This window comes from Bacillus sp. FG16, assembly GCF_057809515.1.
Genome location: NZ_JBMDKC010000200.1, coordinates 1 through 3,178, shown reverse-complemented (window position 1 = coordinate 3,178; position 3,178 = coordinate 1). Strand labels below are relative to the sequence as shown.

Annotated in this window: 2 protein-coding genes; both read right to left on the bottom strand. The window is 35.5% G+C overall.

Going from position 1 to position 3,178, the window contains the following annotated elements:
* A partial coding sequence (locus ACODS7_RS31425) for a BppU family phage baseplate upper protein (protein WP_488828487.1) occupies positions 1-632 on the bottom strand: 632 nt, incomplete at its 3' end.
* Between the two features lie 82 nt (positions 633-714).
* Positions 715-3,178, bottom strand: a 2,464-nt coding sequence (locus ACODS7_RS31420; protein WP_488828485.1) for a tail fiber domain-containing protein, incomplete at its 5' end; no start/stop codon positions are given.

Here is a 3,178-nt window from a genome sequence, read left to right as displayed (position 1 = left end):
TAGTCATCTTTTGTATCTTTACGCAACGTGTAATGGGCCACCTTGTTCCCACGAATTGGTATCAGTATATCAAGTGTACGGTCCCCTACAATACGTGTATACATGTTAGATGAAGTGTTATGGTTCCGAAGCAATTCAATCAAATCCCGTTGATTCGGAAGGAATTCTGTAATTGTAGTTAAATCCACTCCTTCTAATTTCTTTCCAGCTTCAATTGCCTTTTGAATAATCGTAAATTCATTTGCAGACTCCACGGCTCCATCACTTGCTAATGATTCATTTACTACAAATAAGAACTTTTGTGTATCAATCATTCTATCTTCTTCCTCAATGTGGATCTGTGCAATAACATTACCCACTGAAGATAATGTTTGTGTTTTTAATAGAATTTGATACTTTCCTTTTAAAACGTTAATTGGCTGGCAATCGTTCTGAAAAACTCGTGTCCCATCTGATTTTTTAAATGATATCCGTACTGCTTTCGCCTGACTTAAATCTAGTTCCGCTCCCTTATTTGTTATCGTTAGTAACAATTTAGCGGAATTTCTATCATTTTGTGAAAAGCGAATGGTATGAGTCGTGGATGCATCACTCACTAAATCAACATTTATTTCATGTGTTTTGAATGTCATATAACCACTCCTTTACATAATAAAAAAAAACAACCGATGGCTGCTCTAGTTTTTCATTTATTCATTTTTGTACCCATTCTTTTCATGTGGAAACATCGTTTGTTAGGGTCACAACTTGACTTGTTCGTGTAATGACTTGCTCTTTTAGTTGTTTATTTTCTTCTTTAACTACCTGTAACGCTTCAGCATGCTGCTTAACCTGCTCCTTTAACGATATGAATTCACAATACAGCTGTTGGAAGGCTGCAATAAGAATAGAAACAGTATTATATAAATTAATGGCGTGCTTCTCTTTATCTGTAAATATATCGTCCGTATCGTCTGCAATCATACCAAAATACGTTTCAATCTCTTTTGTTGTATATGGTTCTGTTTGTTCTTTCGGCTTGTTCACACGCATTTGATACAGATCATACATGTCGTCTCTGAAATTGTACTGTTTGATAGCCAAACTCATGATTTTATTAAGCGCCGAGAAAGGAATGTCTTTTATATTCTCTTTCATATTTCTAGCTGACGTAGGATTAAATGCTTTCGCCCACATTTGACCATTGGCATTTACATTTTCTTGCGCTCGTAGTGTTCTTAATTCAATATCTTTCCATCCTTTACCCATCATATCTTTAATCTGTAATCCGTTGTTATAACCTTGTACAAAACTTGATCGTATCATTGCATTACCCATGATTAAATCATGATCGGAGGCGCCGTTTACGAAATGTATTTCATAGTCACTACCTTTTCTTCTGAAAGTAAACTGCCCCCAGTTATTTGTAAAAGAATGTGGTTCAGTTGTCGTTACAAAGAAGTGACCATATCCTGGAGCCCATCCTTCAGATTCAAAAATAATATCATTCAAGTTTTTAAAACGAAATTGTCCATCTGAATATACACTCAAATGTCCACCATCATTCTGCATTTGAATATAATTTGACCAAATATTAGTCCCTTCTGCATTTTCTCCTTTAGAAACCCCAAATTTTGCATACGCTTTAGAAGGTTGATCGACTCCATTCATTCTTGGCATGACTTGATAAATATAAAACGATCCTGTACCTCTGTATTTAATATTGTCAGAACCAAGGACGAGTGAAGGTTGGATACTTCCATCATTTGTTTCCATAAATCCTAGATAGCCACGTGGCTTATCCGAATCGAAAATCTTCATGTCTTGCTTATTTATTTCAACAAATCTATTTCCACTCGTTTTAAGTGTTACTCCTTCTAACACTTGTCCTTTTATATGGCTCGCTGTAATAAAACCTTTTAAGTTAATCCTGTTCGCATTCAACGTAATGTTTTCTTTGCTCATATTAAATGCTGCGATTACATCATTTTCTTTTACAGATATACTAACGCCCTTTTCCGTTAATTGAAGACGGGTTTCCATATCTCTTACATAAGAATCTTTTGCAAATTGTCCATTTGCTTGCTCTTTTGTATATACCTCTGCCTTTTTGGCCGAAGCATTGATACCTTGTTCATTGATAGTAAATCGATTATCAATCAAAGTCATTTTTTGATTAAATTGCTCCGTTGCAAGCTTATTAGCTAATTCATCTAATACATCTTGTTTATTTTGATTTACTGTTTGCTTCAACTCAGGGATTTTAAATCCAGCAACATAATCCTCTACTTGTTTCAGTTCAACTTTTGCATGGATTGCTGTTGCCTGTTGTTCAAGTTTTACATTTGCTTCAGTAAGCTTTTTTCCTTGATCTGATACGACATGATTTAAATTGCTCACTGTGGAAGATAATCCAGTTGCTGTTTGTTCTATAGATGTAACTTTTTTATCAATGGTACCTTGTTCATTTTTTAAATCCGTAACGGTACGCGAAAAGCCTTGAAGTGTTTCTTTGACTTCGTTAAATTGACCAGCAACCTCATTTTTTACTGATTCAATATCGGGTACAACAGGGTCCCAAATACCATCCTTCCACAGTTTTAAAGTACCAGGCTTTCCGTTAGAAATATCTTGCCAAAGTGTCTTTCTGTCTTTTAGCCCAGTTTTCGGCGGATTCTTAGCTTCAATGATGTCTACCATGTTATTTTTAAGGTTCTCTTGAACTTTTTCAGCCAATGTTTTCGCTGCTTCGGATTCTTTCTTAGCATGACTAGCTGTTTCATTTGCATCTTTCACCAATTTATCTAGCTGATCCAGCATTTCTTGTTTATTTCCTAAAGATCCTAAAATTCGATTGTAAATCTTTCGTAGTTCTTCGTTTGGATCAGTCATTTCACGATAATCACCAAACACATATTTATCTTGTGTAGGATCCGTAAAAGATTCATCACCGGCAATTACACGCGCTTCAAGATATAGCTTAGGTGTGAAGCCTGTATCTTTGATTCGGATTGTATCTCCTTCATTGATTAGTTCATGCGCTAGTCCGAAAATACGACCGATTGATTGCGCCTCTACTTCATACGAAACGGAAGAAGTAATACGTTTTTTCAGTTCTATTTCCATTAACGTCATTAAACGTTCTGGCGTCATATGTAACTCTTCTGTTTCTGGCGTATAAAAACCAAACTTATGCTTA